Below are 17,000 nucleotides of genomic sequence, written 5' to 3' on the forward strand. Positions count from 1 at the left end.
CCGCAGAGACCGGGGAAGGGCTCTACGGGGCGTTCACGCGTACGTACGGGCCGACGGACCGGACGGGGCCCGTCCAGTGGGAGCCGAGCCCCAGCAGCCCTAGCGCTTGGCGTGCCGGCGGCGCTCGCCACCGGCAGATGCCTCGGCGACGCTCGCCGCGGACTCCTTGCGGGCCTTCATCACCTCGAAGATCACCGGGATGAGCGAGAGGAGGACGATCAGGACGAGGATCGCCTCGACGTTCTCCTTGATGAGCGTGATCTGCCCGAGCCAGTAGCCGGCGACGGTCAGCCCCGCGCCCCAGGCGACACCACCGATGACGTTGTACGTGAGGAAGGTGCGGTACTTCATGGAGCCGGCGCCTGCGACCATCGGGGCGAACGTGCGGACGATCGGTACGAACCGGGCGAGCACGATGGCCTTCGGGCCGTGCTTGTCCATGAACTCGTGCGCCTTGTCCAGATTCTCCCGCTTGAAGAGCTTCGACTTCGGCCGGTTGAAGAGCTTCGGCCCGAAGAACTTGCCGATCATGTACCCGACCTGGTCACCGATGATCGCGGCGGCCGAGATCAGGGTGCAGACCAGCCACAGCGGCTGCTTGATGTACTCGCCGTTGGCCACCAGCAGCCCCGCCGTGAACAGCAGGGAGTCGCCGGGCAGGAAGGCGAACAGTCCCGACTCGGCGAAGACGATGACCAGGATGCCGATCAGGCCGAAGTGCGAGATCAGATAGTCCGGGGACAGCCACTCAGGGGCGAGCGCAAGCGTGTACACGAGTTCCGGGCTCTCCTGGATCGGGGGATGTCCGCATGGTTCGGCGGGTACGGCGGACAGGAAGGGGCGGTTTCAATTATCAACGCACACGACCCCCGCCCGGTTCCAGGTACCGGAAGGGGGCCGTGCGGGAAAAGAACGCCTGGTCAGACCTTGCGGACGGCGTTCGCCAGGATCGCGTCCCGCAGGAACACCGCGAGGCCGGGCCGGATCGCGTCGTAGTAGGCCGTGAAGCGCTCGTCCGCGACGTACATCTCGCCGATGCAGGTGTGCAGCTCGTACGCGCAGGCGTAGTGGTTCTGCGTGATCCACCCCCGGTGCTCCTCGGCCAGGTCCATGGCCTGCACCGACTCCGCGGCCCCGCCGGAATCCATCAGTACGACGAGGCGCCGGTGGATGTCGTCGGCCTGGTCCTGGATGCGCTGCCAGTCCTCCTTGGAGTAGCTCGCGGACCGGCGCGCGGACTCCTCGTAGGCGTCGGTGCCGCCCCAGCGCCGCGCGACCTCCTCCGCGTGGTCGTCGGGGTCGAAGTCCCCGAAGACCTCGAACTTCTCCTCGGGCGTGAGGTTGATGCCCATCTTGTTCGCCTCCATGGCGTGCTCAACGGCCTTGGCCATCTGCTGGAGCCGGGCGATCCGGTCGGACAGGAGGGCGTGCTGCCGGCGCAGGTGCTCCCTCGGGTTCGAGTCCGGATCGTCCAGCAGGACCGCGACCTCTTCGAGCGGAAAGCCGAGCTCCCGGTAGAACAGGACCCGCTGCAGCCGGTCGAGGTCGGTGTCGTCGTAACGCCGGTGACCTGCGGTGCTTCGGGTGCTCGGGGAAAGCAGGCCGATCTCGTCGTAGTGGTGCAGGGTGCGCACCGTGACTCCGGCGAATCCGGCCACCTGGCCCACGGAGTAGCTCATCGCTTCCGCCCCTTCCTGGGTACGCCCTTCACTGTGGGTCCTCACGCCACGTGAGGTGCAAGTCCCCCACTAAGCGGGCTCGGGGAGACCGCTTAGTGCTGTGGCCGGAAGGTTGGCCGGTGAACCTTTCCGGTCACAGCACTGGGTCGGGTCTAGGCCGAAGGCCAGGGCGTGCCCTGGGACAGGGCCACCAGCTCGAAGGCGGTCTTGCCGTCCAGGGATTCACGGACGATGTCCGCGTGGCCCGCGTGGCGGGCGTGCTCCTCCACCAGGTGCAGGAGCAGCCACCGCATCGAGACGCGCCCCTCCTTGGGGAACCACGGCGCCTCGGGCAGCGGGAAGGTGTCGTCCAGGCTCGGGACGGAGCGGATGAACTTCTCCAACTCCTCCACCACCCCGTCCCAGAAGTCCAGCATCCCGGCGATGCTCTCGCCTTCGACCAGGCGGAAGCTGTCTGCCCAGGTCTCCTGCGTGCGCTGCCTTTCGTTCGGCTGCTGCTGGGCCATCCGCAGCCAGCCCAGCTCCGTCTCCGCCACGTGCTTCAGCAGCCCCGACAACGACAGCTCGCTCGCGCTCGGACGGCTCGCCGCCTGCTCCTCGGTCAGACCGAGCACCGCTCGCCGCAGCGCACCGCGCTGGGCATCGACGAAGGACAGGAGCGCGCCGCGCTCGTCGCCGTGGGACTCCGAAGGGACGTGAGTGACCATGCTGATCTACCGCCTTTTCCGTGTGTCGTGCGTGCATGCCGTCCTGCTGGCAAAAAACACGCTACGGAAGCTTGCGGACAACTTCTGTCCTTGATCGGTCAGGCGCCGGCCGTCATTCGGCCGTACCGTCGGGGCGGATCGCCGGGAGCGCCGTCTGCGGCTTGGGGAGCAGGGCCTTGGAGAGGTCCTGGTTGCCCTTCTCGTCGAGCCCGTACATCGCCTCGTAGATCTTGCGCACCGCCGGCCCCGAGGCCCCGGAGCCGGTACCGCCCTGGGAGATCGTCATGACGATCGAGTAGTCCTCGGTGTACGAGGCGAACCACGAGGTGGTCTGCTTGCCCTGGACCTCCGCGGTACCCGTCTTCGCGTGCATCGGGATCTGCTTCTGCGGCCAACCGCCGAACCGCCAGGCCGCGCTACCCGTGGTGGCCACCGAGGCGAGTGCGCCGTCGATGTCGTCGCGCAGCTCCGCGTCCATCGGCAGCCGGCCCTGCTCCTTCGGCGCGATCTCCTTGACCGAGGTGCCGTCCGCGCTGACGATCGCCTTGCCGACGCTCGGCTGGTGCAGCATGCCGCCGTTGGCGATGGCCGCGTAGACGGACGCCATCTGGATCGGGGTGACGAGCGTGTCGCCCTGGCCGATCGAGTAGTTGATGGCGTCGCCCTCGCGCAACTGGTTGCCCTGGCGGCAGTTCTCGTACGCGATCTTCTCGGCGAACGAGCCGTCCTTCTTGCCGTCCCGGCACCACGCGGCCTTGTTCGCCTCGAAGAAGTCCTTCTTCCACTGCCGGTCGGGCACCCGGCCGTTCACCTCGTTCGGCAGGTCGACGCCGGTCGCCTTGCCCAGCCCGAACGCGTGGGCCGTCTTGAAGAACCAGTCGCTCGGGTCCTTCTTGGGGTTGATCCCGCCGTCCTTCTTCCACTCCTTGTCGGCGATGGCGTAGTAGACGGTGTCGCAGGAGACTTCGAGGGCCCTGCCGATGGTGATGTCGCCGTAGCCCTGCGATTCGAAGTTGGTGAAGGTCTGGCTGCCCACCGAGTACGAGCTGGGGCAGCCGTACCGCCCGTTGAAGGGGTACCCGGCGTTCACCGCGGCCGTCGAGGAGACGACCTTGAAGATCGAGCCCGGGGCCGCCTGGCCCTGGATCGCGCGGTTGAGGAGCGGGTAGTTGGACTCCTTGTCGGTGAGCGCCGCGTAGTCCTTGGCGGAGATGCCACCGACCCAGGCATTCGGGTCGTAGGTCGGGTTGGAGGCCATCGCGACGATGCGGCCGGTCTTGGCCTCCATGACGACGACCGCGCCCGAGTCGGCCTCGTAGTTCCTGCGGGTGTTCTTGTCGTACTGCTTGCGGGCTTCGATCATCGCGTTGTTGAGCTCGCGCTCGGCCACCGCCTGCACGCGCGAGTCGATCGAGGTGACGACGTTCGAGCCGGGCGTGGGCTTGTCGGCCTGGGCCTGCCCGATGACCCGGCCCAGGTTGTCCACCTCGTAGCGCGTGATGCCCGCCTTGCCGCGCAGTTCCTTGTCGTACGTGCGCTCCAGGCCGGAGCGGCCCACCTGGTCGGAGCGCAGGTACGGGGAGTCCGTCTTCTTCGCCTTGGTGATCTCCGCGTCGGTGACCGGCGAGAGGTAGCCCAGCACCTGGGAGGTGTTGGCCCGGTCCGGAGCGGGGTAACGGCGCAGGGCGGTGGGCTCCGCGGTGATGCCGGGGAACTGTTCGGCGTGCTCCCTTATCTCCAGGACCTGGTCCGTGGTCGCCTCGTCGGTGACGGGGATCGGCTGGTAAGGGGAACCGTTCCAGCAGGGCTTGGGGGTCTTGGCGTCGCACAGCCGGACGCTGTTGATCACGTCCTCGGCCTTGAGCCCCAGGACGCCGGCGAGGCGCGTCAGGACGTCCTTGCCCTTGTCCTTCATCTTGGTCAGGTCGGTACGGCTGGCGGAGACGACCATCCGCGTCTCGTTGTCCGCGAGCGGCACCCCGCGGGCATCCAGGATCGAGCCGCGCACGGCGGGCTGGACGACCTGCTGGGTGTGGTTGTTCTTCGCCTCGTCCGTGTACTCCTGGCCGTTGCGTATCTGCAGGTACCAGAGGCGTCCGCCGAGGGTGAGCAGCAGCGAGAAGACGACCACCTGGATGATGACCAGGCGGTTCTGGACCCGGGGCGTCCGCCCCGTCTCCGGAATGTTGCTCAACTCAGGTCTCCCCCGGAACGCTGCCCGCCGCTGACTCGCACGAGTCTAGGCATGACGGCGCACGGAATGCTCAGAAGGGGAAGCTCGTGCGACCGTGCTGGACCGAGATCCACTTCTGGGTGGTGAAGGCCTCCACCGTGGCCTCGCCGTTCAGCCGGCCCAGGCCCGAGGCCTTCTCCCCGCCGAACGCGGCGAGCGGCTCGTCCCCGATGGTCGAGTCGTTGACGTGGATCATCCCGGTCTCGATGCGCTGAGCGAACCGGACACCGCGCTCCACGTCCCGCGTGTGCACGGCCCCGCTCAGACCGTAGGGGGTCGCGTTGGTCAGCCGTACGGCCTCGTCCTCGCCGTCGAAGACCACCAGCAGCGCCACCGGGCCGAAGATCTCCTGGCCGAGCAGCGGGGAGTCCTCGGGGATTCCGGCCAGTACGGTCGGCTCCACCAGGTTGCCGCGCGTAGATCCCCGTACGAGGGCCTGCGCCCCGGATTCCACGGCCTGGTCCACGAGCGCGGTCAGGGCATCAGCCTGGAAGGAGTTGATCAGCGGGCCGATGTGGGTGTCGGCCTCGTGGGGGTCGCCGGTCTTCAGGCCGCGCACCCGGGCGATGAACTTCTCGGTGAACTCCTCAGCGATCTTGACGTCCACGAGGATGCGGTTGGCGGCCATGCAGACCTGGCCCTGGTAGACGAAGCGGCTGAAGACGGCCGCGTCCACCGCGTAGTCGAGGTCGGCGTCGTCGAGGACGACGAGGGCGCTGTTGCCGCTGAGTTCCAGGACCGTCCGCTTGAAGTGGCGTGCGGCCACGGCCCCGACGTGCCGGCCGACCCGGTCGGAGCCTGCGAAGGAGATGACCTTCGGGACGGGGTGGGTCAGGAGCGCGTCGCCTATTTCCGCGATGTCGGTGACCAGCACGTTGAGGAGTCCGGCCGGCAGACCCGCGTCCTCGAAGATCTTGGCGATGACCCCGCCGCCGACCACGGGTGCGTTCTGGTTCGGCTTGATCACGACCGCGTTGCCCAGCGCCAGGGCCGGGGCGACCGACTTCAGGGTGACCAGGAACGGGAAGTTGAAGGGGCTGATCACGGTGACGACGCCGACCGGGAGGCGCTGGACCCGGTTCTCCTTGCCCTCGACCGGCGAGGCGATGATCCGACCCTCGGGGCGGACGGCCAGCTGGATCGACTCGCGGATGAACTCCTTGGCGAGGTGGACCTCGTACTCGGCCTTGGGACGGGTCCCACCGAGCTCGTCGATCATCGCCTCGACGATCTCCTTGTCGCGCTCCTCGATGATCCGCAGGGCGCGTTCCAGGACGGCACGTCTGGCGTACGGGCTGGTGGTGGCCCACTCCCGCTGGGCGCGCTCGGCGCCGCGGTAGGCCCGGTCCACCTGCTCGACGGTGGCCACCGTGATGGCCGCGAGCTTCTCCCCGTTGTACGGGTTGACGTCGATGATGTCCCACGAACCGGTGCCGGCCAGCCATTCGCCGTCGATGTACTGGTGAGCCAGGTCGTCGAATATGGACATGCCATCCCTTACTGCGAGCGCGCACCCGTGCGCTGCACCGGAGACCGATCGGTCATCATGCACTGATCTGACGTCATAGTACGTGCGAATCAAGACAGTTGGAGTAGTCCGCGGAGAAGATCCCGGGTGCGGTCGGGGTCGGGGCAGTCGGCCTGGAGCCGCTCCATCGCCCGCTCGTACTGAGCCACTTCCTCGTGTTTGTCCAGGTAGAGGGCACTGGTGAGCTGTTCCAGATAGACGATGTCCTGGAGGTCGGACTCCGGGAAGCGCAGCAGGGTGAACGCTCCGCTCTCGCCGGCATGGCCACCGAAGGAGAACGGCATCACCTGGAGCTGCACGTTGGGCCGCTGGGAGACCTCGATGAGGTGCTCCAACTGACCGCGCATGACCTCGCGGTCGCCGTACGGGCGACGCAGCGCGGCCTCGTCCAGCACGGCGTGGAAGACCGGGGCACTCTCGGAGACGAGCACCTTCTGGCGCTCCAGGCGCAGCGCGACGCGGCGGTCGATCTCGGCCTGGGTGGCTCCGGGCATGCCGCGGCTGACGACGGCCTGGGCGTAGGCCTCCGTCTGCAACAGGCCGTGGACGAACTGGACTTCGTAGATCCGGATGAGCGAGGCCGCGCCCTCCAGACCGATGTACGTCTGGAACCATCCAGGCAGCACGTCGCCGTAACTGTGCCACCAGCCTGCCGCGTTGGCCTCGCGGACCAGCCCCAGCAGGGACTCCCGCTCCGCGCCGTCCGTGACTCCGTAGAGCGTGAGGAGGTCCTCCACGTCCCTGGCCTTGAAGCTCACCCTTCCCAACTCCAAGCGGCTGATCTTCGATTCTGATGCGCGGATCGAGTAGCCGGCCGCCTCACGGGTGATGCCGCGGGATTCTCGGAGTCGCCTGAGCTGAGAGCCCAGGAGGATACGGCGCACCACAGAACCGCTTGCTTCTGCGGTCACTAGTCCTGCCCTCCCCATCGCCATGGTTACGCGTGGTCTGCGCGTGGTGTGCGTCGCCGGGGCCCCCGCACCCCAAGGCCCGCAGTCTGCCACCAAAACGCATCGGTCCGTACTCGTTCTGTAACGGAATCCGGGCCGCCGTAAAAGAAGTCCGTCAGGATGCGTAGGAAGAAATGAGCAAGAACCATCACGGGAGTGGACAGGTCCGGCGCGTGCACGTGCATCTGCCCTTGCATCCAGCTTCTGCATTCGGAACGATGGTGCCGCGCACCTGCGTGCTCTTCGCGCCGGCGCCGGACCCACCCCGCAGTTCTTTCTGGACGGAGCCGCCGCTCCGCCCGCGAATCCCGGGAGTGCCTCGCATGGGGACGAATGGATCGACCATGCTCGAGCCGTTACGGCAGGGGCTGCCCCCGGTCGACCCCACGGCTGTCTCCGGGTCCGCATCCTGCGCTCTGCCCGCCCGCTTCGAGGCGGTGCGGGGCGCCCGTTCGTTCACTCGCTCGACGCTGTCCCAATGGGGCCTCGACGACCGTTTCGACGACGTGGCCCTGGTCGTCTCCGAACTCGTCACCAACGCGCTGCGCCATGCCCTGCCGGACGACACCCGGCCTGCGGTGGGTGGGGCGGGCGAGCCCGAGGCGGCGGTACGGCTGCACCTGATGCGGTGGAGCACCCGACTGGTGTGCGCGGTGCGGGACCCCAGCGAGGACCGACCGGGCGGATCGTTCGCACCGGAGCGCACTCAGGAGAACTGCGACCTGGAGTCGGGGCGCGGGCTGTTCCTCGTGGACTCGTACAGCGACAGCTGGGGCTGGCACCCGCTCGCGGGACGGCTGACCGGCAAGGTGGTCTGGGCGCTGTTCATGCTCCACGAGTAGGAGCGCCGTACCGCGTACGGACCCGTCAGAAATACGACGACTGGCCGGGATTGATCATTTCGATCACTCCCGGCCAGTGCACGTGCATGGCTTGATCAGTGCGCCGTTCCTTCAGACGATCAAGTGGTCGAACTCGCCGTCCTTGACGCCGAGCAGCAGCGCCTCTATCTCGGCCGGCGTGTAGACGAGCGCCGGTCCGTCCGGAAAACGCGAGTTGCGCACGGCGACAGCACCACCCGGCAGTTTGGCGAACTCCACACAGGAACCTTGCGAGTTGCTGTGTCTGCTCTTCTGCCAGGTCACCCCGTCGAGTTCTGCAGCTGCCATCCCGTTGTACGCGTGGTCCACAGGAAGCCCCCGATAGTGCAGATGTCAACTGCACCGGATCATAGCTGTGTTCATAAGCGCCTGCATGGGCAGATGCACGTGCACGCGGAGGGTGCTCCCTTGATCACTGTCAGGGGCGAAACAGGGTGAATCAGGTCCGGATCAGCGCCGGATAAGGGCCGGATTAGGTCCAGATCAGGTCCAGATCAGGTCCGGATCGGCCTCTAGCGCGGCAGCGGGCGGCGCTTGCCACCCATGTGGGCGCGGTCGGCGGCGGCCGTACCGTCCTCCCAACCCGCGTGGTCGGTGGCCCCGCGCAGTCGGGTGGTCGTGGTGCGGGGGAACATCTCGTCCGCGCGGGAGGTGACGGCGACGTCCCGGGCCAGCAGGGCAGGCAGGTAGTCGGGGGTCTCGGCCGCGGTGTGCTCTGCGGTCTCGGCGAGGCGCTGGCCGAGCCGGCTGGCGTACGCGAGCAGGAAGGACTGACGAAACGTCTTGGTCCGCTTGCGCCCGCCGGAGCGCTGCGCGGCCTCGGCCCGGGTCATGGCGGCCGTGCCCTGCACGAGCAACGAGGTGTAGAGCAGTTCCACGGCCTCCAGGTCGCTCTCGAACCCCACCACGGTGGAGAACTCGAAGGCGCCGTTCCACACCGCCCGGCAGCGGTTCGCGGTGGCCACCGCGTCGAGCAGCACCGCCTTGGCCTCCTCGTACGGTGCCTCGACCCCGATCCGGCATGCCCCGGGAACCTGGGCCGGCCCCTTGCCGCTCGCCGCGAGCAGGGCCTCGTCGACGGTGTGCCGGGCCATCAGCTCCTGGGCCTTGGCGCTGAGCGCCTCCGCCTCCTCCGGGAAGGTGGTCGCCTCGGCCTTCGCGAGCAGGGCGCGGATCCGGCCCAGCATCCGGGGTTCGATGTGCGCGTGCTCCAGGGCGTCGGCGGTCGGGTCGCCGGGAACCGGACCCACCGGTTCGATGGACGGCAGCCGGATCAGCAGCCGGAACACCTCCAGCACGGCGGTCGCCAGCGTGAACCGGTCCGTCCTCTCCCGCTGCGCGAGCCGTTCGCCGTACTCCGCGTCGTCGGCCCACCACACCTCGGCGTCGGTCCACCGCTCGGGCAGCCTGGCGTACCGGCGCGTCTCGCCGGCGATCAGGTCGCGGGTGATCCGCAGGTGCCGCTCCCCGAGGTCCCGGCCCACCAGCCGGAGCACGTCGGCGGGCTGCCACCCCCGCTCCCAGGCCTGCCGTACGTACGTCGCCCCGCGCGCCAGCAGCTCCCGCCCGACCGCGCCCCACTGCCCACCGTCGCCGACGAGCACCGAGGCACCGGCGTCCAGTCCGGCATCGCCCTCGTTGTAGAGGGCGGCTTCACAGGCACGATCGACAATCTCTCTCACCCCCTCAGCTTGGCACGCCCCCTCCCACCCCCACCGACCACGTCTGCGCGTACGGCCCGGGGCGCAGCTCCGCCCGGCACCCCCACCCCTGCGGGGCCCTGCCCGCCCGCCCTCACCCTCGCTGCCCTCCGCCCGGCACATCCAGCCCGCCGGCGTCTGAGGCGCTCGCGGCTCGCGGGCGGAGCCCCCGGCACGGTCCGGGCAGCGGCCCGGGGGAAACGGTGAAAGGGCGGGGAGAAGGTCCCGCGCAGCGGCAACCCCACCCCCGCCCCACCCTCCGCAGCGCGCGGAGTGCCTGGTCGGCTGGATGTCAGCCCCTGGTGGGACACTCGCATCCATGAGCGACCGCACCCCCCATTGGGCCCTCGCCGACGGCGGCGACGGGTGCTGGCACGCCATGCCCCTCACGCCCGCCGCCGGCAGCCGCATCACCGTCCGCGACCCCGCCGACGCGATCCGCGCCGCGCCCCCCGCCACCCGCTGGATCTGGCGCTCCACCGCCGCCGTTTACCCCCGCCTGCTCGCCGCCGGTGCCCGTGTCGAGCGCTGCCACGACATCGAGGCCGCCGAGGTACTCCTCCTCGCCCACGAGGGCCGCTCCGGTGAACCCCGCTCGGCCGCCGCCGCCTGGGCCCGGCTCACCGGGGCGCCCGTACCCCCCGATCCGCCGCAGCGCTCCGCCACGCCCGGCGCACAGGACTCCCTCTTCGACCCGCAGCCCGCCCCACTGCCGCTGGACGCGCTCGTCGCCGTCCACGAGGACCAGGCGCAGCGCCACGCCGCCACCGCCCACCCCGGCCGGATGCGCCTGCTCACCGCCGCCGAGTCCGCCGCCTTCCTCGTCGCCGCCGAAATGCATCGCGCGGGCCTCCCGTGGCGTGCCGACGTCCACCGCACGCTGCTCACCGAGCTGCTCGGCGAGCGCTACGCCGGCGGCGGCGAACCCCGCCGCCTCGCCGAGCTGGCCGACGAGATCTCCGCCGCGTTCGGCCGGCGCGTGCGCCCCGAACTGCCCGCCGACGTCATCAAGGCCTTCGCCGAGGCCGGAATCCGGCTGACGTCCACCCGCCGCTGGGCGATCCAAGAGCTCGACCACCCCGCCGTGAAGCCGCTCCTCGCGTACAAGAAGCTCTACCGGATCTACACCGCACACGGCTGGAGCTGGCTCCAGGACTGGGTGCACGACGGCCGCTTCCGCCCCGAGTTCGTCCCCGGCGGCACCCTCACCGGCCGCTGGGTCACCAACGGCGGCGGGGCCCTACAGATCCCGAAGGTGATCCGCAGGGCCGTGGTCGCCGACCCGGGATGGCGGCTCGTCGTCGCCGACGCCGACCAGATGGAGCCCCGCGTCCTGGCGGCGATCTCCCGCGACCCCGCCTTCATGGACGTGGCCGGGCGCCCGGAGGACCTCTACACGGCCATCTCCCGCCACGGCTTCTCCGGCGACCGCGACATGGCCAAGCTCGCCGTGCTCGGAGCCGTGTACGGGCAGACCTCCGGCGACGGTCTGAAGAACCTCGCCGCGCTGCGCCGCCGCTTCCCCCGGGCCGTCGCGTACGTCGACGAAGCGGCGAGGGCCGGTGAGGAAGGGCGCCTCGTACGGACCTGGCTCGGCCGTACCTGCCCGCCGCCGGTCGGCACCGACGAGGACGGTGAAGCCGGCATCCCGCAGGACCGGGAGGACGGCTGGACGCCGAGCTACGCCTCCACCAACACCCGGGCCCGCGGCCGGTTCACCCGCAACTTCGTCGTCCAGGGCAGCGCCGCCGACTGGGCCCTACTGCTGCTCGCGGCCCTCCGGCAGGCCATCGCCGCCGCCGGGATGCGGGCCGAGCTGGTGTTCTTCCAGCACGACGAGGTGATCGTGCACTGCCCGGCCGAGGAGGCCGAGGCCGTCGCTCAGGCGATCCGCGCCGCCGGCGACCGGGCCGGCCGGATCGCCTTCGGCGACACCCCGGTCCGCTTCCCGTTCACCACGGCGATCGTGGAGTGCTACGCCGACGCCAAGTAGCAGCCACGGCGGCGCCCGCTCAGCCGAGCCACTTCGGGTCGAGCGCGATCTGCTTGAGCTGCTCCATCGTCAGGACCGGTTCCTCCCGGGTCGCGGGCTTGTTCTGGTTGCCGGTGTTGAAGGCGGAGAGCACCACGCGCCGCCCGTCCGGCCGCAGCACGTCGACGCTCCACCAGACCACGCCCGCACCGCCCTTCTCCCCGGCCTTCGCCTCCGACTTCACCTGGGTGCCGTCGGGCAGCGTGGTGGCCCCGGCGCCGAAGGAGCCCCGGAGCGCATCGCCCATGCCGGTCTGCACGTTGACCTGGACGAGCGACTTGCCCTGGCCGTCGTCGAGCACGAGATTGCCGTAGTCCCCCTCGCCGCCCTTACTGGCGACCGTGATCCCGGTTTTCGGAAGCAGGGACTCCAGTACCCCGGCCGCGTCCGTCATCACGGGCACCGGACCGGCGGACTCCGGCTGGGCGGCCGGCAGGTCGTTCAGCGCCGGGCGCCACAGCGGCGAGGTCGCGAACGCCTTCAGCTGCGCCGGAGTCAGCGGCGGACTGGTCCGCGAGACCTCCGCGCCCTTCTCCGCCGGGGCATTCCACTCCTGTACGTCGACCTGGAAGCCCTCCCGGGTCACCAGCGTGGCCCGCCACACCCTCGTGGGTTCACGGCGGTCGGGGTACTCGTAGCCCTGGAAGAGCGAGAGCTTCGAACCGTCCGCCAGCGTCTCGACCGCACAGTCGTCGTACTCGACGAAGCTCTTGTCGGGGCACTTCAGCGCATCCCCGGCGCCCCGGCCGGACGGGTCGGTCCGGGAGAGGCCGACGCCGATGGCCGCTTGACCCTTCCCGTCGTCGTAGATCCCGGAGACCATCGGCCCCATGGCATCGCCCGTGCCGCGCGCCTGCGTCCCGGACACCTGCCCGCCCGGCAACAGCTGCTTGAGCACACCGATCAGCTGATCGGCGGAGACGGCCCCGCTGCCGGTCCGCTTCCCTCCCGGCGAGGGGGTCGGCAGCGCCGGAGGCGCAGCGACGCGGACCCGGCCGGCGGCGCCCGCACCGTCGAACAGGCCGCCGGTGTACGCGCCACCGGCTCCGATCACGGCCAGGGACAGCACCGATCCACCGAGCACGACGGCCCGGCGGCGCGCCACCAGCCGCCGTCCGCGCTGTTCACCGGCGCTCACGAGGGCGTGCTGGTCGGTCGTGAAACCGTCTCCCGCGCGCCGCAGGGCCGTGCTGAGCTCATCTTCAAAAGGCATGCGGAACCAGACCTTCCACCGATTAGTGAGGTGAGGGTGAGTGACGTACGAGGGGCCGCAAGGGGGGCCGAAGGAAGCTGGGGACAGGGACAGGGACAGGGGACAGGCGAAGGCCCTCAGCGGCCCGCGAACTCGGCCAAGGAACCGCCTAGTTGGTTTCGCAGCCGGGCCAGCGCCCGCGTGGTGCGGGTGCGGACCGCCGCCGAGCTGGCGTTCATCGCATCAGCGGTCTCCTCCACACTGCGGTCCTCCCAGTACCGCAGCACGAGCACCGCCCGGTCCTTGGGCGACAGCCGCCCGAGCGCCTCCAGCAGCGTGAGCCGCAGCGCCGGATCGGCGCCGCCGGGCGCCGCCGCGCCCGACTCGGGCAGCTCCCCGACCGGGCGCTCCCCGGCCGACCTGCGCCGCTGGTGCGTCAGGAAGGCCCGTACGAGCACCGTCTGCGCGTACGCGGGCGGGTTGTCGATGCGCGAGATCCGCCCCCAGAGCAGGTACATCCGCCCCAGGGTCTCCTGCACCAAGTCCTCCGCGAGATGGGTGTCCCCGCTCGTCAGCAGACAGGCCGACCGATACAGGTGTCCCGACCGGCCCGCCGCGAATTCACGGAACCCGTCTCTGCGCCCCTGCCGCATGCACTCCCCCTCGCGCGTCCGTCTCACCCCACAGACGCGACGGCGGTGCAGGAATGTTTCACGCCTGCCGCAGGGAAATCGGGACCGGCGTCAGGCGAGGCAATGGAAGTAGAGGTGGAACTCCTCCCGCTCGAAGCCCTCCGCCGCGTACAGCCCCTGCGCGATGTGGTTGTCGTACGCGGTGTCCAGCTGCACCCCGGCCACCCCGGCCTCCCGGGCCCGGCGCAGCACCTCGCGCAGCAGCGCCCGCCCGGTGCCGATGCGGCGGCCGCGTCCTCGACATCGCCCTCACCGGCGACGCGCACCACAACTGAATGGCTATTTGCCGGTGACGGCCTGGGCCGGCAGGCTGAAGACGTGATCCGGAGTCACGATCTTTGTGATCGCCTCACCGAACAGGGTGCTGGGCTCGGAGCCCTTGTAGGAGATGTCCGTGTTCAGCAGGACCACCATCGTGGCCTTCGACTGCGGCATGTAGACGGTCAGCGACTCGTAGCCGGGCAGTGAGCCGTTGTGGCCGATCCAGCCCTGGACGTTGAAGATGCCCAGGCCATAGCCGGTGCCGGGCAGCGCATCGATGACCTTCAGGCGCTGGGCCTGGGTGGCGGGCTTCAGCAGCGTGCCCGTGGCCAGGACCTTCGCCCAGGTCTTCAGGTCATCGAGATCGGAGATCATCGCCCCGGCGGCCCAGCCCCAGGAGGGGTTCCAGTCGGCCGCGTCCTCGATCTTCCCGCTGGCGGTCTGGTTCGTGTAGCCCTGCGCGTGCGGGTTCGGGAACTCCGCGCCGACGGGGAAGAGCGTGTGGCGCAGGCCCGCGGGCGCGACCACCTTCTCGTTGACGTAGTCGGAGAGCTTCTGCCCGCTGACCTTCTCCACCACCAGCCCCAACAGGATCAGGTTGGTGTTGCAGTAGTAGAACTTCGCGTTGGGCTCGAACAGCACGGGGTGCTTGAAGGAGTACGCGAGCAACTCATGCGGGGTGAAGGGCCGTCGGGGGTTGCTCGTCAGGGCCTTGAAGAACCCTTCGTCCTCGGAGTAGTTGAACAGCCCGCTCCGCATCCCCGCGAGCTCGCGCAGGGTGATCCGGTCCCCGTTGGGCACCCCGTCCACGTACCTGCCGATGGGGTCGTCCAGCCCGACCTTGCCCTGGTCGACCAACTGGAGCAGGGCGGTCACGGTGAAGGTCTTGGTCTCACTGCCGATGCGCATGTTCAGATCCGGGGCCATCGGCCGACCGGTCGCCTTGTCGGCGACCCCGAAGCTCCGCACGTACGTGCCCTTGCCGGGGGCCGAGAGCAACACGATCACCCCGGGCACTTGGGCCTCGCTCATCACTTTCTGGATGGCTTCGTCCAACTGCCGCGTCACGGCGGGCGTGAGCCGAGCGAAGTCCCCGTCGGCCGCGACGGAGGCCGAAGCCGAGGCACCGGGCGGTGTCGGCTCATCCAGCGCGTACCCCGCCCCGGCCCCCAGGGGAACCAGCACCATCCCCACCGCGGCCACTCCGACCGCCGCTCTGCGCAACCGTGTCGTCATGCCGGCCTCCTGCCATGCGACGCCCAGGTCCAGCCTTTCCACGCTAGACCCCACCCCCGCGCCCCGGCGACCGGGCCCACCCCAGGCTCACTCCCCGGAAATAGCAAAAGCCCCAGGTCACGGCGAGTGAGTCCTGGGGCTTCTACAGAGCCGCCTTCGGGATTCGAACCCGAGACCTACGCATTACGAGTCACCCAAGTCGGGCCTCCCGCAGAAGGCGACGACGGGATCATGCGCGATGGCACCCAGCGTGGGGTCAGATCTGGCCGAGGTCGACTTCCAGCGGGAAGGGAGCCGAAACCTTGACGAGACCGGTGAACACGTCCCCGTCTCGGTAGGTCCTGGTCGCGGGGTCTAGAACATAGGTGTACATCAGGGGCACACCTGTCGCGGCCTGCTCGATCCGCCAGTAGAAGGCAATGCCGGATTTGGCGTACTGGTCCACCTTCACGATCCGGTCGGTGGTCTCCGACCCCGGTGAGACGACCTCCACCACCAACAGCACATGCTCCGGACGGGTGGGCGTGATGTCGATCGTGTCCGCGCGATACACAACGACATCCGGACGGCGATTGGTGAGTGGGACGTCCTGAAGTCGGACATCAAAGTCCGTATCGGCGTTCCAGTCCGGCCCCGCAGCAGCCTCCAACGCATTCGCCAGGATCCGAGCCAGCCGGTTGTGACGCTTGGACGCACTGGGACTCACAACGACCATCCCGTCCACGATCTCGATTCCCGCACACTGCTCGTCGGACCAGGAGTCGTACTGCTCCGCCGTGATCTGCTCGTGCATCCACGCAGGGGCTACCATCTCGGCAGTCATGACGCACCTCCCGGACACCATGCGGGCGGACCCGATCCCGCTGAGCTCAGCCTACTGTCTCGGCTCGTCCGGCAAGCTGGACGACAGAACGGTCGGCGTGCGCGCTTCGGGCCGACCCAGCGGCTGACGGCGCAGGACGGCCGTCGCGCTGTGTGGGAGAGGGGACGGCGGCCGATCACTCCCCTCCAATTCCGCTCACTGAGCAGCACGGTGCCGCTACGACCGACCTCCCTGGGGGGTCAGGTTCTCGCGCGCCCAATGTCGTGACGCTCGGTCCCCCGTCGCGCAAGAGGAGCCGGGTCGCCGAGATGCCGTACACCGCCGAAATCAGCCGCACCAATCCCGGCTGCTTCCTCTTCCTCGTGGACCAGTCCGCCTCGATGAGCGATCCCATCGGCAGCGGCGAGATCAGCCGCGCGGATGGAGTACGTGATGCAGGTGGACGCCGACGACCGGCTGGCCACCGACCCGCATCTCCTCAGGGAAGGGTCCTACCCGGACAGGGCGGTGGAGGCCCTCGAGTCCGATGCCGATACGACCTTCGTGCACACGATGTCGTGGATGATCGGCGCCTTCGAGGGGTTCACCATCTCCTCGTACCCGTGCCGCGAGGATCTGGTGGCGCGCAAGCACCACGTTCCGACGTCGATAGTCTGCCGGCGGGCAGACGCTCTCGAATGCGGGCTGTACGACCCGAAGGTACTCAAGTGGGGTGACTGGGCTTTCGCGGTCAACCTGCTGGCCAGCCGGTACAGGCGAGGGGCGGGCAACAACATCCACTGCGTCGCCGGTCCCTTCTACGAGTACCGAGTGCACTCTCGGTGCGATCGAGTGTCCGATGCGGAGATCTCGGAGCTCGACATGACTCTCCTCGTCGTCGAGAAGAACCTGGACTTCTTCCAGGACCGACTGAACCGGAGAGACGGGGCTGCCGAGATCGCCCTCGACCTGCTGGGTCAGAAGCCGACGCGCCTCGACGACCTCCTGCACATGGCGAAGTTCGATCTCCACCAGGCCCAGATCGTCGCCGAGCAACGCGAGTTCTCTCTGTCGAGCCCGTACGAGACGCTGCGCATTCCGTAGGCC

Annotated in this window: 14 protein-coding genes and 2 pseudogenes; 3 read left to right on the plus strand and 13 right to left on the minus strand. The window is 69.3% G+C overall.

The window, feature by feature from the left end; genetic code table 11:
• Positions 1 to 174: 174 nt before the first annotated feature.
• The 6 genes and pseudogenes from ABZZ20_RS23355 to ABZZ20_RS23380 form a co-directional block, all read right to left on the minus strand.
• Positions 175 to 774, minus strand: a pseudogene (locus tag ABZZ20_RS23355) (VTT domain-containing protein); the annotation flags it as partial.
• Positions 775 to 920: 146 nt separating this feature from the next.
• On the minus strand, positions 921 to 1,679 hold the full coding sequence (locus tag ABZZ20_RS23360; protein WP_356872516.1) for a MerR family transcriptional regulator: 759 nt from the start codon (positions 1,677 to 1,679) through the stop codon (positions 921 to 923).
• Positions 1,680 to 1,831: 152 nt separating this feature from the next.
• Complete coding sequence (locus ABZZ20_RS23365; protein WP_356872518.1) at positions 1,832 to 2,386, minus strand: DinB family protein; 555 nt, start codon at positions 2,384 to 2,386, stop codon at positions 1,832 to 1,834.
• Between the two features lie 121 nt (positions 2,387 to 2,507).
• A pseudogene (gene mrdA / locus ABZZ20_RS23370) lies at positions 2,508 to 4,580 on the minus strand (penicillin-binding protein 2); the annotation flags it as partial.
• Between the two features lie 70 nt (positions 4,581 to 4,650).
• Positions 4,651 to 6,108 carry an aldehyde dehydrogenase family protein gene (locus tag ABZZ20_RS23375; protein ID WP_356872520.1) on the minus strand — a complete coding sequence of 486 codons (1,458 nt, stop codon included), beginning with the start codon at positions 6,106 to 6,108 and terminating at the stop codon, positions 4,651 to 4,653.
• An 89-nt stretch (positions 6,109 to 6,197) separates the two neighbouring features.
• Complete coding sequence (locus ABZZ20_RS23380) at positions 6,198 to 7,076, minus strand: helix-turn-helix transcriptional regulator (protein WP_356872522.1); 879 nt, start codon at positions 7,074 to 7,076, stop codon at positions 6,198 to 6,200.
• Positions 7,077 to 7,420: 344 nt separating this feature from the next.
• Between ABZZ20_RS23380 and ABZZ20_RS23385 the strand changes: the two genes are divergently transcribed.
• Entirely contained in the window at positions 7,421 to 7,939 is a 519-nt protein-coding gene (locus tag ABZZ20_RS23385) for an ATP-binding protein (RefSeq protein ID WP_356872524.1), read from the plus strand.
• Positions 7,940 to 8,050: 111 nt separating this feature from the next.
• Here the strand turns inward: ABZZ20_RS23385 and ABZZ20_RS23390 are convergent, their stop codons facing one another.
• Together ABZZ20_RS23390 and ABZZ20_RS23395 are read right to left on the minus strand one after the other, a co-directional pair.
• Positions 8,051 to 8,287 (minus strand): DUF397 domain-containing protein, encoded by a 237-nt coding sequence (locus ABZZ20_RS23390; RefSeq protein WP_356872526.1) that lies wholly within the window; start codon positions 8,285 to 8,287, stop codon positions 8,051 to 8,053.
• Positions 8,288 to 8,490: 203 nt separating this feature from the next.
• Positions 8,491 to 9,660 carry a DUF2786 domain-containing protein gene (locus ABZZ20_RS23395; protein WP_356872528.1) on the minus strand — a complete coding sequence of 390 codons (1,170 nt, stop codon included), beginning with the start codon at positions 9,658 to 9,660 and terminating at the stop codon, positions 8,491 to 8,493.
• Between the two features lie 397 nt (positions 9,661 to 10,057).
• On the opposite strand from ABZZ20_RS23395, the gene ABZZ20_RS23400 reads away from it, so the two are divergent.
• Positions 10,058 to 11,671, plus strand: a complete 1,614-nt coding sequence (locus tag ABZZ20_RS23400) for a bifunctional 3'-5' exonuclease/DNA polymerase (RefSeq protein WP_356872628.1) — start codon at positions 10,058 to 10,060, stop codon at positions 11,669 to 11,671.
• Between the two features lie 19 nt (positions 11,672 to 11,690).
• Here the strand turns inward: ABZZ20_RS23400 and ABZZ20_RS23405 are convergent, their stop codons facing one another.
• From ABZZ20_RS23405 to ABZZ20_RS23425, 5 genes are all read right to left on the minus strand, one after another.
• Positions 11,691 to 12,923, minus strand: coding sequence for a hypothetical protein (locus ABZZ20_RS23405; protein WP_356872530.1), 1,233 nt, complete (start codon positions 12,921 to 12,923; stop codon positions 11,691 to 11,693).
• 116 nt (positions 12,924 to 13,039) lie between these two features.
• Complete coding sequence (locus ABZZ20_RS23410) at positions 13,040 to 13,555, minus strand: SigE family RNA polymerase sigma factor (protein ID WP_356872532.1); 516 nt, start codon at positions 13,553 to 13,555, stop codon at positions 13,040 to 13,042.
• A gap of 90 nt (positions 13,556 to 13,645) precedes the next feature.
• On the minus strand, positions 13,646 to 13,816 hold the full coding sequence (locus ABZZ20_RS23415) for a GNAT family N-acetyltransferase (protein ID WP_356872630.1): 171 nt from the start codon (positions 13,814 to 13,816) through the stop codon (positions 13,646 to 13,648).
• A gap of 57 nt (positions 13,817 to 13,873) precedes the next feature.
• The gene (locus tag ABZZ20_RS23420) at positions 13,874 to 15,091 is read right to left on the minus strand and encodes a serine hydrolase domain-containing protein (RefSeq protein WP_356872534.1); all 1,218 of its coding nucleotides are present in this window, start codon (positions 15,089 to 15,091) and stop codon (positions 13,874 to 13,876) included.
• A gap of 256 nt (positions 15,092 to 15,347) precedes the next feature.
• Complete coding sequence (locus ABZZ20_RS23425) at positions 15,348 to 15,914, minus strand: Uma2 family endonuclease (RefSeq protein ID WP_267751959.1); 567 nt, start codon at positions 15,912 to 15,914, stop codon at positions 15,348 to 15,350.
• A 432-nt stretch (positions 15,915 to 16,346) separates the two neighbouring features.
• Between ABZZ20_RS23425 and ABZZ20_RS23430 the strand changes: the two genes are divergently transcribed.
• Positions 16,347 to 16,997 (plus strand): hypothetical protein, encoded by a 651-nt coding sequence (locus ABZZ20_RS23430; protein ID WP_356872536.1) that lies wholly within the window; start codon positions 16,347 to 16,349, stop codon positions 16,995 to 16,997.
• The last annotated feature ends 3 nt before the right edge of the window (positions 16,998 to 17,000 follow it).

The sequence above is a fragment of the Streptomyces sp. NPDC006430 genome, from assembly GCF_040612395.1.
Lineage (GTDB): Bacteria > Actinomycetota > Actinomycetes > Streptomycetales > Streptomycetaceae > Streptomyces.